This is a genomic window from Ruminococcus sp. Marseille-P6503 (assembly GCF_900604945.1).
Taxonomy (GTDB): domain Bacteria; phylum Bacillota; class Clostridia; order Oscillospirales; family Ruminococcaceae; genus FB2012.
In genome coordinates, this window is sequence record NZ_UWPB01000001.1 from 665,800 (window position 1) to 687,875 (window position 22,076).

21 protein-coding genes are annotated in these 22,076 nt (G+C 46.0%); 18 read left to right on the forward strand and 3 right to left on the reverse strand.

All coding sequences use genetic code 11. The features are described 5' to 3' along the window. Positions 1 to 72: 72 nt before the first annotated feature. Positions 73 to 843, forward strand: coding sequence for a glycerophosphodiester phosphodiesterase family protein (locus tag EIH25_RS03145; protein WP_164489138.1), 771 nt, complete (start codon positions 73 to 75; stop codon positions 841 to 843). Continuing rightward, positions 830 to 1,483 carry a pentapeptide repeat-containing protein gene (locus tag EIH25_RS03150; protein WP_164489139.1) on the forward strand — a complete coding sequence of 218 codons (654 nt, stop codon included), beginning with the start codon at positions 830 to 832 and terminating at the stop codon, positions 1,481 to 1,483. The genes EIH25_RS03145 and EIH25_RS03150 overlap by 14 nt, the downstream gene beginning before the upstream one ends. 146 nt (positions 1,484 to 1,629) lie before the next feature. Here the strand turns inward: EIH25_RS03150 and EIH25_RS03155 are convergent, their stop codons facing one another. The 3 genes from EIH25_RS03155 to abc-f form a co-directional block, all read right to left on the reverse strand. After that, complete coding sequence (locus EIH25_RS03155) at positions 1,630 to 4,239, reverse strand: AMP-binding protein (protein WP_124098492.1); 2,610 nt, start codon at positions 4,237 to 4,239, stop codon at positions 1,630 to 1,632. A 124-nt stretch (positions 4,240 to 4,363) separates the two neighbouring features. Next, positions 4,364 to 4,801: a MarR family transcriptional regulator gene (locus EIH25_RS03160; protein WP_124098493.1), complete on the reverse strand. Its 438-nt coding sequence runs from the start codon at positions 4,799 to 4,801 to the stop codon at positions 4,364 to 4,366. A gap of 144 nt (positions 4,802 to 4,945) precedes the next feature. Then, positions 4,946 to 6,439 (reverse strand): ribosomal protection-like ABC-F family protein, encoded by a 1,494-nt coding sequence (gene abc-f / locus EIH25_RS03165; RefSeq protein ID WP_124098494.1) that lies wholly within the window; start codon positions 6,437 to 6,439, stop codon positions 4,946 to 4,948. Between the two features lie 471 nt (positions 6,440 to 6,910). On the opposite strand from abc-f, the gene EIH25_RS03170 reads away from it, so the two are divergent. From EIH25_RS03170 to whiA, 16 genes are all read left to right on the forward strand, one after another. After that, the gene (locus tag EIH25_RS03170) at positions 6,911 to 8,230 is read left to right on the forward strand and encodes an aspartate kinase (protein ID WP_124098495.1); all 1,320 of its coding nucleotides are present in this window, start codon (positions 6,911 to 6,913) and stop codon (positions 8,228 to 8,230) included. A gap of 251 nt (positions 8,231 to 8,481) precedes the next feature. Then, the gene (locus tag EIH25_RS03175) at positions 8,482 to 9,618 is read left to right on the forward strand and encodes an aldo/keto reductase (protein ID WP_124098496.1); all 1,137 of its coding nucleotides are present in this window, start codon (positions 8,482 to 8,484) and stop codon (positions 9,616 to 9,618) included. A 145-nt stretch (positions 9,619 to 9,763) separates the two neighbouring features. Continuing rightward, entirely contained in the window at positions 9,764 to 10,324 is a 561-nt protein-coding gene (locus tag EIH25_RS03180; protein WP_206425677.1) for an ECF transporter S component, read from the forward strand. Then, a complete protein-coding gene (locus EIH25_RS03185) occupies positions 10,284 to 10,715 on the forward strand; it encodes a DUF1893 domain-containing protein (protein WP_164489140.1) in 432 nt (143 codons plus the stop codon). The genes EIH25_RS03180 and EIH25_RS03185 overlap by 41 nt, the downstream gene beginning before the upstream one ends. A gap of 261 nt (positions 10,716 to 10,976) precedes the next feature. Further along, entirely contained in the window at positions 10,977 to 11,318 is a 342-nt protein-coding gene (locus EIH25_RS03190) for a DUF134 domain-containing protein (protein ID WP_124098499.1), read from the forward strand. Positions 11,319 to 11,341: 23 nt separating this feature from the next. Then, a complete protein-coding gene (locus EIH25_RS03195) occupies positions 11,342 to 11,737 on the forward strand; it encodes a NifB/NifX family molybdenum-iron cluster-binding protein (RefSeq protein WP_124098500.1) in 396 nt (131 codons plus the stop codon). Positions 11,738 to 12,025: 288 nt separating this feature from the next. Beyond that, entirely contained in the window at positions 12,026 to 13,417 is a 1,392-nt protein-coding gene (gene murD, locus EIH25_RS03200) for a UDP-N-acetylmuramoyl-L-alanine--D-glutamate ligase (protein WP_124098501.1), read from the forward strand. Positions 13,418 to 13,435: 18 nt separating this feature from the next. Next, positions 13,436 to 14,467 carry a M20/M25/M40 family metallo-hydrolase gene (locus tag EIH25_RS03205; protein ID WP_124098502.1) on the forward strand — a complete coding sequence of 344 codons (1,032 nt, stop codon included), beginning with the start codon at positions 13,436 to 13,438 and terminating at the stop codon, positions 14,465 to 14,467. Then, positions 14,427 to 15,479, forward strand: coding sequence for a M42 family peptidase (locus tag EIH25_RS03210; protein WP_347561932.1), 1,053 nt, complete (start codon positions 14,427 to 14,429; stop codon positions 15,477 to 15,479). Before EIH25_RS03205 ends, EIH25_RS03210 begins: the two co-directional genes overlap by 41 nt. Next, a complete protein-coding gene (locus EIH25_RS03215) occupies positions 15,476 to 16,258 on the forward strand; it encodes a hypothetical protein (protein WP_124098503.1) in 783 nt (260 codons plus the stop codon). The genes EIH25_RS03210 and EIH25_RS03215 overlap by 4 nt, the downstream gene beginning before the upstream one ends. Next, a complete protein-coding gene (locus EIH25_RS03220; protein ID WP_124098504.1) occupies positions 16,248 to 17,519 on the forward strand; it encodes a methionine gamma-lyase family protein in 1,272 nt (423 codons plus the stop codon). Before EIH25_RS03215 ends, EIH25_RS03220 begins: the two co-directional genes overlap by 11 nt. A 25-nt stretch (positions 17,520 to 17,544) precedes the next feature. After that, positions 17,545 to 18,504 carry an HPr(Ser) kinase/phosphatase gene (hprK, locus tag EIH25_RS03225; protein WP_124098505.1) on the forward strand — a complete coding sequence of 320 codons (960 nt, stop codon included), beginning with the start codon at positions 17,545 to 17,547 and terminating at the stop codon, positions 18,502 to 18,504. A gap of 32 nt (positions 18,505 to 18,536) precedes the next feature. Further along, a complete protein-coding gene (locus EIH25_RS03230; RefSeq protein WP_124098506.1) occupies positions 18,537 to 19,259 on the forward strand; it encodes a phosphatase in 723 nt (240 codons plus the stop codon). A gap of 66 nt (positions 19,260 to 19,325) precedes the next feature. Next, positions 19,326 to 20,249 carry a UDP-N-acetylmuramate dehydrogenase gene (murB, locus tag EIH25_RS03235; protein ID WP_124098507.1) on the forward strand — a complete coding sequence of 308 codons (924 nt, stop codon included), beginning with the start codon at positions 19,326 to 19,328 and terminating at the stop codon, positions 20,247 to 20,249. 16 nt (positions 20,250 to 20,265) lie between these two features. Beyond that, the gene (gene rapZ / locus EIH25_RS03240; protein ID WP_124098508.1) at positions 20,266 to 21,126 is read left to right on the forward strand and encodes an RNase adapter RapZ; all 861 of its coding nucleotides are present in this window, start codon (positions 20,266 to 20,268) and stop codon (positions 21,124 to 21,126) included. An 18-nt stretch (positions 21,127 to 21,144) separates the two neighbouring features. After that, positions 21,145 to 22,074 (forward strand): DNA-binding protein WhiA, encoded by a 930-nt coding sequence (gene whiA / locus EIH25_RS03245; protein ID WP_124098509.1) that lies wholly within the window; start codon positions 21,145 to 21,147, stop codon positions 22,072 to 22,074. Positions 22,075 to 22,076: the final 2 nt, after the last annotated feature.

The window sequence follows — 22,076 nt, forward strand, 5'->3', positions numbered from 1 at the left end:
GACGGCATCAGACGCAGCAAGTTGACAAAAGCAAGAACAGATAGTATAATTTATTCAGCTGAGGTATATGCTTTGAAAGGTTTTGAGAATATGGATTTCGGTAAATATATTGCTCACAGGGGGCTGCACAGCTGCGGCGCTCCTGAAAATTCATTGAAGGCGTTTGAAAACGCGGTTAATAAAGGCGTTGCGGCAGAGCTTGATGTAAGGCTGACGAAGGACGGCAGAATAGCAGTGTTTCACGACCGTAATCTCAGGAGAATGTGTTCGGTTGACGCTGAGCTTTCTGAATTTACTTATGAGCAGCTTTCGGCTTTTACGCTTAAAGACAGCGGCGAAAAGATTCCGCTGCTGTCTGAGGTGCTGAGGCTCGTGAACGGCAGGATTCCGCTGCTTATAGAGATCAAAAACGGCGCGCCGGCATGGACGCTGGAAAAGCGGCTTTATCATCTGCTCAAAGACTATAAAGGAGCTTATGCGGTTCAGAGCTTCAATCCGTTTTCCTTGCTTTGGTTTCGTCTTTTCGCTCCTGACGTTTTCAGAGGTCAGCTTATTTCAGCGCATAAGGGTGAAAAGGGAAGCCGCTATTTTGCCAGACTCGTCTTTTCGCGTCCGATAATATGGAAAGCGGTATCAAAGCCCGGATTTATAGCCTGCGATCTGCGTTCAGTTTCGCTTGAATCGGCATTTGCGGCTGCGGATATCGGAGCGGATTTTTATACCTGGACGGCAAATACGCCCGAGCTTATCGGAGAAGCTCTTAAATTCTCGAAAACGGTGATAGCCGAAAATTTTCCGCCTGATTTTGATTTTGCGCATGGAGAACAGTATGAAGTTAGATAAGCCTGTGATAAGCTCATCGCTTGAATTGCCCCGTGATGTGATGAAGCTGATAGAAGCGTCGTCGGAAAACGATAAAGAAATCAGGGGGATTTTTTTCAAAAATACTTATCTTGAATATGAGGATTTATCCTATCTTTCCTTTTCAGGGTGCAGCTTTGAAAACTGCCGGTTCGGAGGCAGCTCCTTTGAAAGGACTTCCTTTTCCGACTGCGTGTTCAAAGGGTGTGAGCTTTCAAACTGCGACGGCGGCGACAGCTATTTCTGCCGATGTGAAATAATCTCCTCAAAATTAACAGGAGCGAATTTTTCCGCTTCGGTATTTAAGGAAATACTTTTTAAAAGCTGTATGTGCGCCTACGCGGTTTTTGATAAATCCGCCGTAAAAAATGTATGCGTGCAGGACTGCGATTTCAGCGGAAGCGAGATTTCCGGCTGTACTCTGAAAGGCTTTGTTCCGCGAAGCAGCAGGTTCATAGGCACAGCTTTTTTCAAAACCTCTTTGAAAGGCGTAGATTTTTCAGACTGTCAGCTTTCGGGCATAAAGATTTCAGACAGCTTTTCTGAGCTGAGAGGAGCGGAGGTTTCTCCTATGCAGGCTCTGGAGCTTTCCTTGCTTCTGGGAATAAAAATAAAAGAATAGTATAGCGTAAATGTGTTTATGAAATTCCTGCCGCGACAGCCGCGGCTTCTGTATAGGATCTTCGTATGTGATTCTTTGCATGAGGTATTTATTATATTATCAAAAATATGGCGGACACTTTTTATGTCCGCCATATTTATACTGCTTTAATTCCGTGAATGCCTTTTCTTCGTTTTACGCTTGCTTTTAGTTTTTTTTAGCTTCTTTGATTTTTCAACGGTATTTTTGGTTTTTTCGGCAAGCGTCTCTACAGCCTTCTGCACTTTTGCGGTAAGCGTTTCGGGAGTCATTCCCTCAGGATCTATAGGCTCGCCATATATTACTTCAACATCGTATTTTTTTAGCTTTTTCCAGTTGAAAAGATGCGGAAGCTTTCTATTCGGCGGATATATCTCATGTCCGCCCTTGATGTAGGCGGGGACTATCGGCGATTTGGTTTCAATTGAAAGCAATGCCGCGCCTTTTTTAAATTTTCCTATTTTTCCGTCCTTGCTTCTTGTGCCCTCCGGATGGATCAGAACGCCCCAGCTGTCCTTTAATTTTTCTTTCAGGGCGTTAATAGCGTCGCCCGCCGAGCCCGTTCTGTCAACGGGAACCATTCCTGCGACCTTTATCATAAGTCTGTTTATAAATTTGTTTTTGAACAGCTCTTTCTTTGCCATGCAGCAAAATTTATTGAACCTTTCACGTTTGAAATTCTGGGTAATATACAGATAATCAAAGTTTGAAACGTGATTGGCGCAGATTATATAACCTCTGTCCTCCGGAAGAACCGAATCGTTCTTTATTTTTACTTTGTAAAAGGTGCGTACAAGATTTCTGTAAAAGCGGTATATTTTATAGTCGATCGCCGATTTATCGAGGGGATAAATAATTGATTTTATGGACGTGCGCTTTATCATTTTAGGGTTTTGTATCAGACCTATAAGTTTTGCCACGGTCATGTCCTTGTCGATGGCATCGTCTATCCTGACTCCGCTGAAGCTTTCTATCTCAAGGGCAAGCTCTACGGCAGAAAGCGAGTCAATAGTGTATTCCCTGAGAAATTTTGTACTCATTTTAACTGCCGAAGGAGATACGTTTCCTGCCTTTGCAACTGCGTTTATAACCAGCTGAGCAATATCCGTACTGTCTGTTCTGACGGATTTTTTATTATCATTAAGAGTATCAAGCTTATCCTCAAGCACCAGCTTTTTAAGCAGGTACCGCTTAGGTTTCTGTAAGGATGTCTTAGGTATGCTTTCTACAAAATGTATGCCTGAAAGCTTCATCGCCGCGGCAAGAGATGAGCTGCGCTTCATAAGCTCCTCGTAAATAGAAGCATGATAAATCGGGTCGGCAGCTACAAAGGCGTGAACTGTATCGAAGCTTCCGTCCTCAACCGGGATTCCGCATACTACAAGCTCCTCTACTCCGGCGATGCCCTTATACGCCTTTTCAATATCGTCCGGAGCCGCTTTTTTCCCCGTAGCCAGCACGATATTTTCCTTGCATCTTCCGAGAATGACAACATTACCGTGCTTGTCAAATTCGCCGAGATCTCCCGTGCGGAACCATCCGTCCTTAGTAAAGGCTTCTTTGTCTGCGGCTTCGTCGTTAAAATAGCCCTTCATAAAATACGGAGATTTGAGAAGCAGCTCTCCGCTGGGCGCAATTTTCAGCTTGACGTCAGGATACGGCTTTCCCGCGGAGCTGACGGTAATATTTTTTCCGTAGTTGCCTATAGTGGGAATGTTGGTTTCAGTAGCGCCGTAGGAGTTAAGTATATTAAAGCCTGTTCCGAAATAAAATTCACAGGTTTCCTTTGACATAGGCGAGCCGGCTGAGCAGAGTATTCTTGCCTCGCCGCCGAAAGCGTCGTGTATACGCTTGAAAAGCTTTTTTCCGAGATTTATTCCGAAAACCTTTCTTATTTTCAAACACAGAGGAAATGCAGTTTTGTACAGAATCGCAGATTTTTTATCGCTTTCGATCTTTTTCTGAATCTGCGTTTTAAGCAGATCGTAAATTTTAGGCACAGCGGGAATCACCGTAGGCTTAAAGCATGAAAACGCGCTGGTAAGCCCCTGAGCGGTAAGCGATTGTACAAAGCCTACCTGAGCGCCCGTAAGCATAGGAGCTATTACCTGAGCGAACAGTCCGTAAATATGGCTGTTAGGAAGGATACCAAGATAACGATCCTTTCCGCTGAGCTTATTTGCGTCGATACACATACGCGCTGATTTAATAACAGTATCGTGATAATGCATTATGCCGGAGGCGGTTTTGGTCGTTCCTGAGGAAAATATAATTACTGCAACCTTTTTATCGGCGTTTTCGCAGACCTTGCCCGCGGAAACGCTGCTGTCCTTAAAAAATGACAGTTTATCCGTTATGTCAAGAATCGGAACATTATTTACGGCGCTTATAGTTCCGTAAACCCTTGGCGAAGCCAGAACGCATCTGACCTGCGCTTTTTCTATCAGGTTTATTATTTCACAGCCGGGCAGGGAAGCGTCGATAAGAACCGAGGTACATTCAAGCTTTGCCGCCGACATAAAGGCAATATTCCATTCAGGACAGCTTTCTCCGGCAATGGCAATTCTGTCGCCTGCCCTGATTCCCAGAGATGAAAGTCTGTCGGCGTATTCACCGATAAGCTTTTTTGTCTGAGAATAGGTCAGTTCAGCGGTTATTCCGTCGTTTCCAATAGAGGAGATCGCTTTGCTGCCGCCTCGGTAAAGACTGATTTTTTCAAATTCTCTGTAAATATTCATGCGTTTTGTCCGTGCGTTTTCAGCGCCCGTTTATATTGGTCTGAACAGGCAGGAAATATGAAGGATAAATGGCACGGACCTCGCCACCGTTCTAAAAATATTTTCCTTCACATCGGATATAGCTTCAATCGGAAAGACCGTCAAGATACTTTGCAGCCGTATTAAGCTGTCTGACAAAGTTCATGATATTCTCTATTCCCATCTTTTCAATGAGGATATCAAAGTATTTTTCGCCTTTTTTTATTTTGGCGGAAATATATTCCGCGCCGTTCTGCGTTATTTTAACATTCATGCGCCTGCGGTCGGTTTCACAGATTTCCATGCTTATATACTCTTTTTTGCGGAGAGCGGACAGAATAGAGGTTACTCTCTGCCGTGAAATATCAAGCTCCTTGCTTATCTGCGCGGGATTAACTGTCTTTTTTTCATCGTTAAGATATATGAGTACCATTGCTTCCCCCTGACAAAGCTCTATCAATGAGCGGAAAGCGTCTGATGTGTATACTTCATATAGAAGCGCGATTATTTCATTTTCTATTCTTCCTTTTTCATCTGTATTCATATAAATTTCCCCTTATATCAAAATAAACAGTGCTGATTGTCAACACTGTTTATTATACAAGGGTATTGCTGTTTTGTCAATGCGCCGAAAGGATTTTTCATCAAACCAACACATTCAGGAAGTTTTTTAAGAAGATGCCGACCGTCAGGCTTTGACGATATCAACGGTTTTGCCTGCTATCTTTCTGCAGAAGGCGGCGTCGTGCTCTACAAAAAGTATAGCGGGACGGTATTCGGCCAGCAGATTTTCGATCTGGATCCTTGACAGCACATCTATATAGTTCAGCGGCTCGTCCCATATATAAAGATGAGCCTGCTGACAAAGGCTTCCTGCAATAAGAACTTTTTTCTTCTGTCCGCCGCTGTAGCGTTCAATAGGCTGATCAAACTGTCCGCGGGAAAAATCCAGCTTTCTTAATACGGCTTTGAACAGGCTTCTGTCAATACCCAGATTCTCCGCGTAATCATCAAGACTTCCGGACAGGTGTTCCGAGCTCTGGGGTACATATGATATTTTAAGACTGCCGTTTCTGATGATCCTGCCGCTATGCTTTATGTCGGCGCCGCATATAAGCTTCAGAATACTTGACTTTCCGCAGCCGTTCGCTCCTCGCAGGGATACGGCCTGTCCTTGCTCAACGGTAAAGCTTACGTCCCTGCATACCGCCCTTCCGTCATAGAAAATACAGACGTTTTCAAGCTGCAAAAGCTTGTTTGAATGGTATTTCAACGGTGTTATTTTCAGATCCTCCGCGGTTTCAAGGTCTTTCAGAAGCTTTGATTTTTCCTCTATATACGACTTCTGCCTTTTTTCTATCGCTTTTGAACGGGACATAGCCTTTTTGGACTTCGCTCCCTCATATGCCCGTCTGTTTAAGCTTTTTTCCGTCTTTGCAGGGTCAAAGCCTATTTTGCGGCTTTCGGCTTTTTCAGACCACTCGGCGGCGCGTCTTGACGCCTTTTCAAGATGTTTTATTTCTTTTCTGAGCTTTTCATTTTCTCCTGCCTCAAAGCTGTCCCTCAGTTCTTTATCTCTGAGCCATGCGGAAAAGCTGCCTCTGCGTATTTCAATAGTATGCTTATTTATTGAAAGGATATGATCCGTGCAGAGGTCGAGAAAATCCCTGTCATGGGAAACAAGAATAAATCCCTTTTTGCGCTTCAGATATTCCGCAGTTTTTCTTCTGCCTTCCGCGTCAAGATGATTGGTAGGCTCGTCAATCAGCAGAAAGGCGTTTTCACGCAGAAACATTGCCGCCAGCATAACCTTGGTTCGTTCCCCGTTTGAAAGCGTTTTGAACTGCCTGTAAAGCGCGTCGTCGGATACGTCCAGCATAGAAAGCTCCCTGTATATTTCCCAGCTTTCGGCATGGGGAGCCGTCCGTAGGATAACATCTTCGGTCAGCGCCTCAGGATCCGCGCTGTACGGAAAGTATTCAAAATCAACGGAAGCAGAAATTGTTCCGCGGTATTCATAGCAGCCCTGAAGAAGCTTCAGGAAGGTTGTTTTTCCTCTGCCGTTTCGTCCTGTGAATCCCAGCTTCCAGTCGGTATCTATCTGAAAGCAGGCGTTTTCAAAAATATTATCCGCGCTTCCATCGTATCCGAAAGTTAGGTTGGATACTTTAATTAAAGACATATATATCACTCTCCTAAAAAATATATGACCGCAGGAAAATTATGTCCTGCGGTCACAATCAAAGAAAACGCACCCGTACCGTTACGGACGCATATCATGATATATAGTCACGGGAACACGCATTTATCCTGCATACGCAAAAATAAGACGGAAAGCTATTCCGCCGTAGCTCTTTGCGGTTTTAAACAAAAGCAGGATTATCTGCGCATTCTCATCATTCCTTCAAACTAAATTTACAGCTTATAACAAAAGCTGCGCAATAATTATAACATCTTAAAAAGCATTTGTCAAGAACAGAAAACAAGCTGTAAATGTACGCCTGACAAATACAATCGTATTTCACAAACGTACACAAAAAATTAACACAAATTTAGCTGAATTGCACATTGACTTGACTATAAAAAATATATATAATTAAAAAGTACTTGTTTACAGGAAATAATTTATATGTGTGTAAGGGGATTGAGTGCTTTGACAAAGGTTGTTAAATTCGGCGGCAGCTCGCTTGCAAGCGCCGAGCAGTTCAAAAAGGTAGGAGATATTATAAGGGCTGAGGATTCGCGGCGCTATGTTGTTCCGTCCGCTCCCGGAAAAAGATACTCCGCCGATACAAAGGTAACCGATATGCTCTATGCCTGCTATGATCTGGCGGCTAAGGGCAGGAATTTTGATGAGGAATTTGATCTTATCAAGGACAGATATTACGGTATCATTAACGATTTGGGACTGAAGCTTTCGCTTGAGGATGAATTTACTACTATCAAAGCCTGCTTCATCGGTAAAGCCGGCAGAGATTACGCGGCTTCAAGAGGCGAATATCTTAACGGAATCGTACTTGCCAAATATCTCGGATATGAGTTCGTTGACGCTGCCGACGTTATTTTCTTTAACGATTCGGGCGTTTTTGACGCTGAGCGTACCAACGAAGTGCTTTCCTCCAGGCTCGCGGGGATCGAACGGGCGGTAGTTCCCGGTTTTTACGGCTCTATGCCGAACGATACTATCAAAACCTTTTCGCGCGGAGGTTCGGACGTTACCGGCTCTATAGTCGCCGCGGCGGTCAGTGCGGATCTTTATGAAAACTGGACGGACGTTTCCGGTTTTCTGATCGCTGACCCCAGAATTATCGACAGCCCTCTCCCCATTACTACTATCACCTACAAGGAGCTGAGAGAGCTTTCGTATATGGGAGCGACCGTTCTTCATGAGGACGCTATTTTCCCTGTCCGCAAGGCTGGAATCCCTATCAATATCAAGAATACCAACGCTCCTCTTGATCACGGCACGATGATTGTCGAGAGCACCTGTCAGAAGCCGCCGTTCACCATTACGGGAATTGCCGGAAAGAAGGGCTTTACAGTTATCAATATCGAAAAGGATATGATGAACAGCGAGCTTGGCTTCGGCAGAAAGGTGCTTGAAGTGTTTGAAAAGAACGGTATTTCATTCGAGCATATGCCTTCCGGAATTGATACTATGAGCGTCATTGTCCATCAGGCGGAATTTGAACCTAAGGAGCAGGAGATACTCAGCGGCCTGCACAGAAATGTTCACCCTGATTCCATCGAGATCGAATCCGACCTTGCGCTTATTGCAGTCGTAGGCAGGGCCATGAAGTCAAATAGGGGAACCGCCGGCAGAATTTTCTCGGCTCTTGCCCATGCGCACGTCAACGTAAAGATGATAGACCAGGGCTCCAGCGAGCTTAATATTATCGTAGGAGTAGAGGAAAAGGATTTTGACGCCGCAGTTAAGAGCATATACGAGATATTTGTAATCCACCAGCTTTAAACCGCGGGCTTTTCTGAAAAAACATCGGATTTATTTTACTGCTCCGCTTGTTCAGGGCGGCTGTATTCCGATTTTTGTCCTGAGCGTGTTTGGTTTTATCCAGACACGCTTTTTGTATTGGCGCGTTAAATGTTATTGCAATAATTTAATCATTACAAAGAAAAGTAACAAAAATATGCTTTTATAACGCTTGAAATTTGTTAAGTATGTCGGTATAATAAATGAAATATATTATTTGGGAGGAAGTTTTTATGGTTGATAAGCGTTTAATGTCCGGTCTTGGAATCGAAACCTCGCTGCTTGGTTTTGGCTGTATGCGGTTCCCCACAGATCCTAAAGGCGCGATAGATGAAAAGACTGCTGAAAAAATGATTGACGATGCAATCGCTGCAGGAGTAAACTACATAGATACAGCTTATCCGTATCATAACGGAGACAGCGAGCCGTTTGTCGGCAGAGTCCTCGGAAAATATCCCAGAGATTCGTATTTTCTTGCCACAAAGCTGCCCTGCTGGCAGGTGAATTCTCTGGAAGACGCCGAAAAGCTGTTTGATTCTCAGCTGGAACGGCTGAACAAGGATTATGTGGATTTCTACCTGCTTCATTCTCTCAATATTAATACATGGCGGAAGATGAAAGAGCTTGGCGTTATTGAATTTTGTGAAAAACTCAAAGCTGACGGAAAAATAAGATACCTTGGCTTTTCATTCCATGACAGCTATGAGGTCTTCGAAGAGATCCTGACTTACCGCAAATGGGATTTCTGCCAGATTCAGCTTAACTATATGGATACCGGCGAGCAGGCGGGCATCAGAGGCTATGAGCTGACCGAAAAGCTCGGAGTGCCTCTTGTGATAATGGAGCCTGTCAAGGGCGGTTCTCTTGCCGTTCTTCCGGACGATATTACAGCGGAGTTCAAAAAGCTTGATCCTTCAGCTTCAACCGCCTCATGGGCAATGAGATGGGTAGGCTCTCTGCCTAATGTAAAGGTTATCCTCAGCGGAATGTCTGATGAATCTCAGGTAAAGGATAATCTTGAAACCTTTACCGATTTCAAACCTCTGAACGATGAGGAAAAGGCTGCCGTAGAGCGAATCGCCGGCTTGCTTGAGGCAAGAGTGAACAACGGCTGCACAGGCTGCAATTATTGTATGCCGTGTCCTGCCGGAGTAAATATACCGCGTAATTTCAAGATATGGAATACATACGGAATATATGAGAATGTAAATTCTACCAAGTGGCAGTGGGAACACGATATGGACGAGGCTCAGAAAGCCAAGAACTGTATCTCATGCGGAAAGTGTGAAAAAGCCTGCCCTCAGAAGCTTCAGATAAGAAGCGATCTCAAAAAGCTTCAGAGTCAGCTTGACGGACTGTGTTATAAATAGCAGGCTTATCCGAAGCGGTATCGGAAGAAGCTTTATCTGAATTTTCTCCAACACACATAAATACAAAAAAGGAGGTTCATATTCTCCGAAGCGGCGTGTAAAGCCTTGATTATAGGGTGCTGCTTCGGGGGATATGGTCATTAATATGACTGCTAGAAAAATCACCTGCGGCGGACTGATGATAGCTTTTGCTATACTTTTGCCTCAGGCGTTTCATCTGACCGGAATCCCACAGTCGGGTCAGGTCTTTCTTCCTATGCATATTCCGGTGCTTTTAAGCGGCTTTGCGCTGGGGCCTGTGTTCGGGATTTGCATCGGCGCGTTTGCTCCCGTTATAAGCTCGCTTCTGACAGGAATGCCCGATTCCGCCAGACTGCCGTTTATGATTGCAGAGCTGGCGGCTTACGGATTTATGAGCGGCTTGCTTTATAATACCTTAGGTTTAAGACGCAGAAAAGGCGGAATATATATTTCCCTTATAAGCTCCATGATATTCGGACGGCTTGTATACGCAGGTTCGCTGTTCTTTGCCGCGGAGGTACTTAACGTTAAGGGCGTTGCCGCCGTTATGGCTATTCAGGCGGCAGTTACCGGAATTTACGGAATCGCTATTCAGCTGATTTTTATTCCCGCATTGATTTATTCGCTTGAAAGGAGCGGTTATCTTGACTCAAGATTTAGAAAGAGCCAGAAGTCTGCTGTCTGAGGACGGCAACACATTCTGCGTGGTCAAAAACGAGTATGTTATTACATCTCAGTCTAAAGGAGTCGCTCCTGTTATAGATATACTTGGAAACGAGCCGGAATTTTTAGAGGGGGCTTCGGCGGCCGATAAGGTAATAGGAAAGTCGTCGGCGCTGCTGCTCGTTCTCGGCAATGTGAAGGAAGCGTATGCCGAAATTATCAGCGGACACGCGTTGAAGGTTCTGGAGGGCAATAATATACCCGTTGAGTATAACAGGCTTGTTCCCTACATCAAAAACAGATCAAAAACCGGTATGTGCCCGATGGAGAAGGCTGTTCTGGAAACCGACGATCCGGAGGAGGCTTTTGATATACTCAGAAAAAAGATGGATGAAATGAGGGCATACCGCTGATTGTATGACATTACGGATAACGGATTTTCTTATCGGTAATAATGCCGTACGGAGCCTTGAAGCAGGCTTTTGACGGCATTTATTTTGTTGTAACAGCATTTTGCCGGCTGTATGTTTTACTCAGTTTTGCAGGTAGGTTTTTCGTATACTGTCCGTAATGATCGGCATATAAAAGTGATGACGTAAAAAACTCCTTGAGTTATTGACATATGTTCAAAACAGTGCTATAATTTATCTGATGATTGCAGAGGGGGATTTGCTTTGCCAAGGCCGCAGAAGTGCAGACATATTTGCTCAAAGCCTGTTATATGCAGGTTTGAGCCGGTTGGGAACGGCGCCGGAAAATCCGTTGTGATAGGATATGACGAATATGAGGCGGTAAGACTGCTTGACTACGAAAGTCTGTCGCAGGAGGAGTGCGCTCTTAGAATGAGAGTTTCCCGTCCTACCGTTACAAGAATGTATGAATCTGCCAGAAAAAAGCTTGCCGACGCGCTTGTAAACGGCAAAAGCATCGTGATAGACGGAGGAGATGTAACCGTATGTCCGAAGCTAAGACCTGAATGCAGAATCAAAAGCTGTTGTCATCGCGGAAAACTATAGCATAATTGAAAGGAAATGTTGTTATGAAAATTGCGGTAACCTATGAGAACGGAATGGTATTCCAGCACTTCGGTCATACGGAGCAGTTCAAAATTTATGAGATTGAGGATAATAGTATCAGGGCTTCGGAAATTACGGATACAAACGGAAGCGGTCATGGAGCTTTGGCTGGATTTCTTGCACAGAACGGAGTTGACGCGCTTATATGCGGCGGAATCGGCGGCGGCGCTAAAACGGCTTTGGCTCAGGCAGGCATTACTCTGTACTGCGGAGTTTCTGGTGATTGCGATAAGGCGGTAAACGACCTGCTTGCAGGCAGCCTTGTATTCAATCCTGATTTTATGTGCACGCATCATTCTCACGGGGAATCCCGCGAATGCGGTTCACATTCCTGCGGCGGAGGAAAATGCGGCTCATGATCCTGACCGGGCAAATTTGTTTTTTTCATACTCTCTGGCGGATATAAATCAATACAAGCACACAAGGCGGCCGTATGACCGCCTGTTTTATTGCAAATAATTATGGCGAAAAGCCGGTAACCGAGGACGACCTGATATTTTTCTTTTACGCGTATCAGCAATTTACCTGTAAAAACGCTTGCGTTTTCTTTGGAATTGTTATATAATAAAATAGTATAGGTGTGCGTTCTGTAATTTCAGAATAAATCATTATACGTCAACATAATGTGACTGTTAGGAGATTGGATTATGACTAAAGCACAGAGATTTTTTACATCTATTAAAGATAAAAAAACAGCGTTTATAGGCGTCGGCGTAAGTCATACGGAGCTTATCAAGCTGTTTCTTTCCAAGGGCATAAGCGTTGTTATATGCGATAAAAAGGACGAGGATCATTTTGATCCCGATCTGTACGAGGAGCTTTCCGCCAGGGGAGCTGAGTTTTCGCTCGGCGAAAATTATCTTGACGCTATTTTCAGCTGTGATATAGTTTTCAGAACGCCGGGAATGTATTACAATGACGAAACGCTGACAAGAGCGAGAAAAGCGGGCATAGTTATAACTTCCGAAATGGAGGTATTCTTTGAGCTGTGTCCCTGCAGAATTTACGGAGTTACCGGTTCGGACGGTAAAACCACTACCACTACTATTATCAGCGAGCTTCTCAAAGCAGAAGGCAGAAGAGTACATATAGGCGGCAATATAGGAAAGGCGCTGCTGCCTATAGTTGAAACCATTTCTGAATCGGACGCCGCCGTTGTGGAGCTTTCGAGCTTTCAGCTTATTTCCATGAGAAGCTCTCCGGACGTAGCGGTTATTACAAATATCACACCGAATCATCTTAACGTACACGGCACTATGGAGGAATATATAGACGCTAAATGCAATATCCTTCGGCACCAGAACGCCTTTTCAAGAACCGTTCTAAGCTGGGACAACGAAACCGCAAGAAATCTGAGCGGGCTTGTAAGGGGAGACCTTGCGTATTTCAGCAGACGTGAAAAGGTTGAAAACGGAAGCTTTCTGAATGAAAACGGTATACTTTGCTACAGCGACCGGGGAAAAGTTACGGAAATTCTGGATATGAAGGATATACGTATCCCGGGAATGCACAACGTTGAAAATTACCTTACCGCTATAGCGGCTGTCTGGGGCGCGGTCAAGGCGGAAACCGTCAGAAAGGTAGCAAAGGAATTCAACGGAGTTGAGCACCGTATAGAATTTGTAAGAGAGCTTGACGGAGTGAGATATTACAATAACTCGATCGCTTCCAGCCCTACGAGGGTTCTCGCTTGCCTTGCCTCCTTTGACCAGAAACAGATACTTATTCAGGGCGGCTCCGATAAGGGAATTTCCTTTGAGCCGATGGCTGATGAAATCTGCAGAAAGTGCAAGGCGCTTATCCTGATGGGAGAAACCGCCCAGAAGATTCAGGACGCGGTAACGTCCTCTCCGCTTTATAAAAAAGGAGAGCCTAAGATCGTAAGGGTAAATAATATGCAGGAGGCTGTCAATGCGGCTCACGACTATGCGGAGAGCGGCGATATAGTTTCCCTTTCTCCGGCCTGCGCAAGCTTTGATATGTACCGTATGTTTGAAGAGAGAGGAAATCACTTCAAGCAGCTTGTAAATGAACTTTGATTATAAGGAAATATATTTATGATGGATACTGTTGAGATTTTATCCCGCCTTACCGACGCTTGCGGAGTTTCTGGCAGTGAGCGGCAGGCGGCGAAGGCAGCGGCAGGACTTTTAAAGGAATACGGAGAGGTAAAGGTCTGTCCTGTTACCGGAACGGTTTTCTGTAAAGCGGGAAGCTTTGACGAAGCCAGACCGACGATCCTGCTTGATGCTCATATTGACGAGATAGGAATGATCGTTACCTATATAACCGATGAGGGATTTTTAAAGGCTGCCGCCTGCGGAGGAATCGACGGCAGAGCGCTTCTGGCTCAGCGCGTCACGGTTTACGGACGTGAAAGGCTGACAGGTATCGTTGTTTCAACGCCGCCTCACCTTGAAAAGGACAATACCGCGGCTGTTTCCGTCGACGATATTTATATTGATGTGGGAATGCCGAAGGAACGGGCGGAAAAGCTGATACGTCCGGGAGATCGGGCGCTTATCGAAACAGGACTGAACAGGCTGTGCGGCGGAAGGGTCACGTCTAAGGCTCTTGATAACCGTGCCGGCGCGGCTGTTGTCCTGAAAACTCTGGAGCTTATAAAGAACAGGAAAACCGCTTTTAACGTTTGCGCAATGCTTTCTGCTCAGGAGGAGACCGGAGAGCGTGGGGCGAAAACCGGAGCATATACTGTGAATGCGGATATGGCTGTAGTTATCGACGTTTCCTTTGCGAAAACTTACGGCGAGCAGGAAGAGAACTGCGGAGTTTTGGGCGGCGGTCCCATGATAGGAATTGCCCCGTCGCTTTCTTCGGCAATGTCGCGCCGAATGATTGATATTGCAAAAGAAAAAGGTATTCCGTATCAGCTTGAGGTTATGAGCGGAACTACAGGCACAAATGCGGACGCTATAGGAGTTTCCCGCAGCGGAGTCATGACCGTAACGGTATCCGTACCTGAAAAGCATATGCACACTCCCGCGGAGATCGTCGATATTGCGGATATTGAAAATTCGGCGGCGCTTATTGCGGAATTTTTGGAAAGCGCAGGTGATATCAATGCTTGACGAGCTGAAAACGCTTTGTGGAATTAACGGTATTTCCGGCGACGAAGTAACCGTTGCTGATTATATATGCTCTCAGCTGGACGGCATAGCGGAATATAAGAAAGATAATCTCGGCAGCATAATAGCTTTTAAAAAGGGCAGGAGGACTTCCGGCAAAAGAGTAATGGTTTCCGCTCATATGGACGAGGTCGGAATGATAGTCACCTACATCAACGCCGACGGAACGCTAAAGATTTCTCCGGTGGGCGGGATCGATCCGAGAGCGGTTTTCGGCAGAAGAGTGGAAATAGGTAAAAACAGGATATGCGGTGTTATTGGGGGAAAGGCGGTGCATAATCTTACAGCCGAGGAGAGAAAGAAATCAGCGCCTTTTGAAGCAATGACCGTGGATGTCGGTACGGACAGCAGAGAAGAAACCTCAAAGCTGGTTTCCCCGGGTGACAGCGTGTGTTTTTCTTCGCAGTTTACCGAATTTGGCGACGGTCTGCTGGCTTCAAAGGCTATCGACGACCGGGCAGGCTGCGCGGTAATGCTGAAGCTTATCAGAGATGAGCTTGAATATGATACCTATTTTACCTTTGTGGTTCAGGAAGAGATAGGGCTCAGAGGGTCCGCCTGCGCTGCGTATGCCGTAAATCCCGACGCCGCGTTGGTGCTGGAAGCTACTACGGCAGCCGACGTTCCGTCTGCGTCGGAGGAAAAAAGGGTATGCGCTCTGAAAAAAGGGCCGGTAGTTTCGTTTATGGACAGGCATACCATTTATGATAAGGAGCTTTATGACCTTGCGTTTAAAACGGCTGAGGAGTTGGATATTCCATGCCAGACCAAATCAATGGTTGCCGGAGGAAACGACGCGGGAGCGATCCATGTATCCCACGGAGGCGTAAGAACGGCGGCGATCTCGCTTCCGTGCAGGTACCTTCATACTCCGTATTGTGTTATTGCATATGAGGATTTGGAGAACTCATATCTGCTGGCAAAAAAATTTATCGACAGGATCCATGAAAGATGATAAAACGGACATATGACGTTGATTCAGCGCTGCTTGACAGGCTGAAGCCGAATCACTATACCAGAAGAATCAAATCGCATTTTCAGGCTTACGGGACAAAATACGATTTTCTGCGATTTTTCAGTATCGGCCGTAACGGTTCCTGCCTGGGTCTGATATGTATATTTAATTCCGCGATGCTTATTTCAACCTGCCGCAACGCCTTGACTGATGAGAAAACGGCGGAGGAGATCGCGGGATTTATAAGACTGAACAAGCCGCTTTCAGTGGAGCTTGAGCCGGAGCTGGCGCAGATGGTTGCCGGATATATTTCAGACGATTACTATGCCGACAGACGCACTGAATTTCATTTCGCGGCAATGAACTCCCTGCCTGATATGCAGGTGGACGAGCTTCCGAGACTTGACGATGTTTTTGAAATTCTGCGGCAAAGCTTTCCCGATCTTGCGGGCTCTTACGAGCTTTGGCTGACCGATACCTCCCACAGGATAAGAAGAGGTTTGTCGCAGTCGTTTCTGCTGGGAAATTATACTACCGCGACGATACAATATATAATAGACGGCGTCGCTCTTGTGGGACACGTCGCTACTGTCCCAGCGGAGAGAGGAAAGCTTCACGCGAGAAATCTTCTGTATTGGATAGGCGAAAGACTGACCGCTGACGGGTTTTCCGTACGGCTGTTTGCCCGTCCTCACAGAGTAAGCTATTATGAAGAAATAGGCTTCAAGGAAGCTGCCGCGGATTATGTTTTAGAGAGGAAAACCGATAATGACAGATAGCTTTTTTGATATAGACGAAAAAATACTGGGTATTGCTGAAAAAGCGCAGGAGGAATGCGCGGAAATGTTCGGCAGGATCGAGGATACCGCCGAATACAACGGCAGAAAGGTTCTGTCGGCGTTCATCAGAAATAAAGTGAGCGAGGGCTGCCTTAAAGGCACGACAGGCTACGGTTACGGAGATATGGGAAGAGATACCCTCGATAAAGTCTTTGCCGACGCTTTCGGCGGAGAGGACGCAATTGTAAGGCATACCTTTGTAAACGGGACCCATGCTCTTTCTACCGCGCTTTTCGGGGTACTCAGAACGGGCGATACAATGCTTTCAATGACCGGCAAGCCCTACGATACCCTTGAGGAGGTAATCGGAATAAGAGGCGAAAAAGGAAACGGCTCGCTGAAGGATTTCGGAGTGAATTATATCCAGGCTGATCTGGTTGACGATAAATATCCGGATTATGACGCCATAGCTCGCCTTGCTCCAAAGGCCAAGGTAGCGTACATTCAGCGTTCAAGAGGATATTCGCTTCGTCCGTCCTTTACTGTGGATATTATAGGAAAAATGGCGGAGGCCGCAAAGAAAGCCAATCCTGATATAATCGTTATGGTGGATAACTGCTACGGCGAATTTGTTGAAAAGCGGGAGCCTCTTTCTGTCGGTGCGGATCTGATCATCGGCTCTCTGATAAAAAATCCGGGAGGCGGAATAGCTTCTACAGGCGGATATATATGCGGCAGAGCGGAGCTTGTGGAAAAGTGCGCCGACAGACTTACCTGTGTGGGAATGGGCAAAGAGGTGGGCTGCTCCCTGGGACAGAACAGAGAGATGTATCTTGGCTTTTTCCTCGCTCCTCAGACAGTTGAGGCGGCTTTGAAAACCTCTGTTTTTGCCTGCCGCTTCTTTGAAAAGCTGGGCTACAGGACGCTTCCCGAAAGCGGAGAGGAAAGAACCGATATAATCGCTTCGATACTGCTGGAAAATGAGGATAACCTTACGGCTTTCTGTCAGGGTATACAGAAGGGCTCTCCCGTAGACAGCTATGCTGTTCCCGAGGCTTGGGATATGCCCGGCTATGACAGTAAGGTCATAATGGCCGCGGGAGCGTTTACAATGGGAGCTTCAATAGAGCTGTCGGCGGACGCGCCGATAAGAGAGCCGTTTGCCGCGTGGCTTCAGGGCGGAATAACCTATCCCTCCGGCAAGGCGGGCGTTATGCTTGCCGCTCAGGAAATGTTTAAAAAAGGACTTATAAACATATAATATAATACTGAAAGGAATGAAAACCATGGCAGAGATTTTTACCGTTTCAATTGCCAAGATCGCAGACGAGCTGAAGCTGGAAATCGTTTATGCTCCCAAGGATCCGTCGGAGCTGCTCATTTCGGACAACGACTGTAACCGTCCGGGACTTCAGCTGATGGGCTTTTACGAGTATTTCAACGCGGAGCGTACCCAGATCTGCGGAAATATGGAGTTTGCGTATCTGGCTTCTCTGGACGAAGCGACGCGCCGTCAGCGTATAGACGCGCTTTTTGCAACAAAAATACCGTTGTTTGTTGTGGCGAGAGGTCATGAGCTTTATCCGGAAATGCTTGAGATCGCTCAAAAATACGAAGTCCCTATCGCGCGTACTGAGGACAGCACTACTGCCTTTATCGCTTCTCTCATATCGTTTCTCAACGTTAAGCTTGCTCCGAGAATTACTCGTCACGGAGTGCTGATAGAGGTTTACGGCGAGGGAATACTTATCGTCGGAGAAAGCGGAGTCGGAAAATCAGAAACTGCTATCGAGCTTGTAAAAAGAGGTCACCGTCTTGTCGCCGATGACGCGGTAGAAATACGCAGAGTATCAAGCTCCAGCCTTGTGGGCTCTTCACCTGACAACATCAGGCATTTTCTGGAGCTTAGAGGAATAGGTATAATAAATACCCGCCGTCTTTTCGGTATGGGAGCCGTTAAGGTCACGGAGAAGATAGATCTGATCGTTGAGCTTGAGCCATGGGACAGCGAAAAGCTTTACGACAGAATGGGAGTAGACAATCAGTATACGACCATTCTGGGCGTAAAGGTTCCGAGTCTTACTATACCTATCAAGCCGGGACGTAATCTTGCGGTTATTCTCGAGGTTGCCGCAATGAATAACCGTCAGAAGAAGATGGGATACAACGCGGCTCAGGAGCTGCTCAACAATCTGGGGCTTCAGATGGATAACAAGGATACTGTAAAGAACTGGGACGCGGTCTGACGTTAAAATCAAGTAACGGAGTGAAAAGAGAGATGATAATTCAAGCGGATCTTCATACCCATACCATAGCCTCTACCCACGCGTATTCCACTGTTTCGGAAAACTGCGTTTGGGCGGAAAAATATGGTCTTAAAGCGATAGCGATGACCGATCATGCAATGAATATGCCCGACTCTCCTCACGTATGGCATTTTGAAAATCTGAAAGCGCTTCCGAGAAGAATCGGCGGCGTTACGGTGCTCAGAGGAATAGAGGCGGATATTGTTGACGACTGCGGAAATCTTGACGCTGACGAAAAGCTGCTTTCAAAACTGGAATGGGTAGTCGCCTCCATGCACAAGTGGACTTATGAGCCTTCATCGGCGGAAAACCATACAAAGGCGTATCTCGCCGTTTGCGAAAATCCTTATATCGATGTGATCGGTCATTGCACTACCGATATGTTTCCTTTTGATATGGAGCGCTGCGTTAAGAAATTCAGGGAGTACGGCAAGCTTGTTGAAATAAATGAAAGCTCCATAAACAACAAAAAAGGTTCCCGCCGCAACAGCTATGAACTGCTGAAGCTCTGCAAAAAATACGAGGTTGCCGTTACTGTGGACTCGGACTGTCATTTCTGTCAGTCTATAGGTCAGATCCCGTCTGCCTCCGATATTCTGGAGGAGCTGGATTTTCCGCAAAAGCTTGTAATAAACGCCGAATGGGAGCGCGTAAGGGAATATATAACAGCCAAGCGGGGAGATATCGGTATCTGACGGCTTTATTGTAATGAAATTATTCCGGATACGCGGTATCTTTAAAAGAAGGGTTTGGTCAATCAGATGAATACGGAACAGCTTTGTGTCCTTGCGCGCAAGCTTGGATGCAGAATACTGATCAACAGAAAGCTAAGGGATTTCACTACCTTCAAAGTAGGCGGAGAGTGTCCCGTTATAATAGAGATCAACAGCGAAAGCTCCCTTGCCGAGCTGATAAAGTTCAGCAATCAAAACCGGCTGAGAACTATGGTTATCGGAAAGGGTTCAAATATGCTGTGCGACGACAGAGGCTTTGACGGAGCGGTGTTTCTTATGGGAAACGAATTTTCAGAAATACGGCTTGTCGACGGCGTGACTGTTGAAGCCGAGGCCGGCTGTCCTCTCATCAGGCTGTGCCGCTTTGCGTTGGATAACTCTCTGGGCGGGCTTGAGTTTGCCTACGGCATACCCGGTACGGTAGGCGGAGCGGTATATATGAACGCCGGAGCCTACGACGGAGAAATAAAGAATGTGATACAGTCCGCAAGAGCTGTTGACGCAGACGGAAATATCAGAGAATATTCACAGGAAGAAATGGAGCTTTCCTATAGGACCAGCGTTTTTCAGCGCAGGAACAGTATTATAACAAAAGCCGTTTTCAAGCTACATAAGGCTGAAAAATCAGAAATAGAAGCGAGAATGAACGAGCTTATGAAAAGGCGCAGGGAAAAGCAGCCTCTTGAGTATCCTAACGCGGGGTCTACCTTTAAGCGACCCGAGGGGCAGTTTGCCGGAAAGCTTATTCAGGACTGCGGACTGAAGGGAGTAAGCATAGGCGGAGCGCGGGTTTCCGAAAAGCACAGCGGCTTTGTTATAAATACGGGAAACGCCACTTCGGAGGATATAAAGCGGCTTATCGAAAAGGTTCAGCAGACGGTTTTTGAAAAAACCGGATATTTTCTTGAATGTGAAGTAAGGATAATTCCATACGGCAAAGAAACTGATTAAACTGGAGGAAAAGCGTATGCAGTTCTTAATTGTGACGGGCTTATCGGGATCTGGGAAATCAAGCGCGGTCAATATTCTGGAGGATATCGGCTATTATTGCATTGACAATATGCCGCCGGAGCTGATAGCAAAGTTTGCCGACATATGCTCGCAGTCTGACGGAAAGATTGAGAAGGTTGCGTTTGTAATAGATATCAGAGGCGGAGATCTGTTTTTAAAGCTTAACGATACCATAACCCAGCTTAAAGCCGCTCATGTAAATCTGAAAATACTTTTTCTCGATTCGGCGGACGACGTAATCGTGCGGCGCTATAAGGAAACCCGCAGAAAGCATCCTCTTGACGAGATTTCATACGGCAACATCAGAAAGGCGATAGAAACTGAACGGCAGATACTGATTCCGGTCAAGGCGGTGGCGGATTATTATATCGACACTTCCTCCACGTCGCTGGGGGAATTCCGGGAAAGAATGTATTCCATGTTCCTTGAGCCGGGAGAGGATCATATGAGGATAGACGTGCGCTCCTTCGGTTTTAAATTCGGCGCCTTCAGCGAGGGAGATCTTATATTCGACGTAAGATGTCTGCCTAATCCTTATTACATACCGGAGCTTAAGGATAAAACTGGTCTGTCCGACGAGGTATCGGGCTATGTAATGAAGTTTGACGAAGCAAAGCAGCTTTACGCAAAGCTTGCCGAGCTTGTGGATTTTCTTATTCCGCTTTATGAGCGGGAAGGAAAATCTCAGCTTGTGATAGCCTTCGGATGTACGGGCGGAAAGCACAGAAGCGTGACCTTTGCCGAGGCGATGGCAAAGCATTTGAAGGAGAGCGGACACAAGGTAAGGGTATCGCACAGGGATATTGATAAACATTAAGGCGGTAGGAGCTATATAATGCAGAAGCAGTCGTTTTCATATCATGCAAAGGAAGAAATACTTGACAGAATAAATTCTAAGGCAAAGGCGGACGTATGCCTGATGGGAATACTTGTTTTCTGCAATATTCTCAGCGACCGTGAGATAGTTTTTCTTACGGAGCATAAATCCGTTGCCGATTTTTTTTCGCTTAACTGCCGCAGGATATGCGGCGATGACAACGCGGTCGCAGCGTCGCAAACCGGAAAGAAAAACGAGGTCATTCTCTACAGACTGGAAATATCGGGAGAGAACAACAGGCTTGTGCTGCTTAAATATTTCAGAATGGATTCTTCAAGACGGCTCACTGAAGCCGATCTTCCGAAAAAGAAATACTATCCTCAGCTTATCGCGGGTATATTTCTTGCCTGCGGCTCGGTAAACAATCCCGAGAAAAAATATCATATGGAATTTGTCATGCCGGACATTCAGCTTTGCAACGATTTCGGGCTTCTGCTGCTTGATAATTACGGGATACTTGCAAAGCAGACGGAACGCAAAAGTTCACAAATCGTATATATAAAGGAATCCGAAAATATAATCGATCTGCTTACGCTTATGGGAGCTACCAATTCGTCCCTGGAGCTTATGAACGTTAAGATAATGAAGGATATGCGGAATAAGATAAACCGCGCTGTCAACTGCGATAACGCCAATATTGAAAAATCGCTGAGAGCGGCTGAAAGGCAGATAGCGGATATTGAGCTTATAGACGAAACGATCGGTCTTGGTTCGCTTCCTGAAAGTCTTCAGGAAATAGCGAGAATAAGGTACGATAATCCCGATTTTAATCTGAACGAGCTTGGTCAGGCTCTGGACCCTCCTATATCCAGATCGGGAGCGAACCACAGGCTTGCCAGGATCGCCCGGATAGCGGAGGATATAAGAGGAGAAAAGGCAAAAAATTAACC